This window comes from Bacteroides sp. MSK.20.82 (assembly GCF_019052485.1).
GTDB lineage: Bacteria > Bacteroidota > Bacteroidia > Bacteroidales > Bacteroidaceae > Bacteroides > Bacteroides thetaiotaomicron.
The window spans coordinates 1-818 of record NZ_JAHQUN010000131.1 but is presented as its reverse complement, the minus strand read 5'-3'; the positions used below and the strand labels follow the sequence as shown (position 1 = coordinate 818).

Here is an 818-nt window from a genome sequence, read left to right as displayed (position 1 = left end):
TAAGTGATATCACTAACCCACAGCTGATCAGGATGTTCTAATAGCAATGTCCTGGTTAAATCAGGATACTGTGGCAAGTGATGAGAGGAGTCTGTCGTACGTGGAGCCCGAAAACGTTTGCGTATTGTCAGCTTATACTTGGACAATATAGCACAGAAACAGTCACGCCCAACAAAGGCCTGGCTGGTGCCGAACTCATTACGGTACATCAGCCAAAGTTTCATCCCCCCAATACCAGGGTCCTTTGAACGCACACGTTTGACAAACTCAAGAACAAAACGTTCACGGGCCGAACTATCCGTACTATGGTCAACATACTTATAAAAGGCTTGCTTTGTTACACCAAACAATTTGCAAAGAGAGACCACCGTATAGGCATGCCTCCCTTTACAAAGCCTTTTTATTGTTTGGTACCAGCTTTTTTTCGGATAGGAAGATTAAACATCTCCTCGGCAACATCAATCATCGTATCGAAGGCGTGCGCACGCATTTTAGCATCTTTAAGCTCTGCACGTAAACGCTCATTCTCAAGACGTAAGGCAGTAATTGAGGAGGATTCATCCGAGGACTTGGGAGACTTGTTCTTTTTCATATAAGCGGATATTTCAGGATTAGAATCCTCAAAGATACGAACCCAACGCCAAAATGTAATGCGGGCAATCCCTTTTTCTTGGGCAAAACGAGAAACTGAGAAATTCGAACGATAGAAATCGCCAAGAAGTTCAAGCTGATAAGGACTAAAGGTCATGTCACTCTTTTTCATCTTTTATTCATTTTAGTTGATACTTATAGTAGTCAACCAAATCCAGGGTAAGACA

Annotated in this window: 1 protein-coding gene; it reads right to left on the bottom strand. The window is 42.5% G+C overall.

The annotated features are described in order from the left end of the window. Window positions 1-400: 400 nt before the first annotated feature. Window positions 401-763: a hypothetical protein gene (locus KTR07_RS28130; protein ID WP_008765457.1), complete on the bottom strand. Its 363-nt coding sequence runs from the start codon at window positions 761-763 to the stop codon at window positions 401-403. Window positions 764-818: the final 55 nt, after the last annotated feature.

Excerpts from the sequence above, each read along its gene's own strand:
- KTR07_RS28130 (WP_008765457.1), bottom strand. The coding sequence starts at position 763 with ATGAAAAAGAGTGACATGACCTTTAGTCCTTATCAGCTTGAACTTCTT.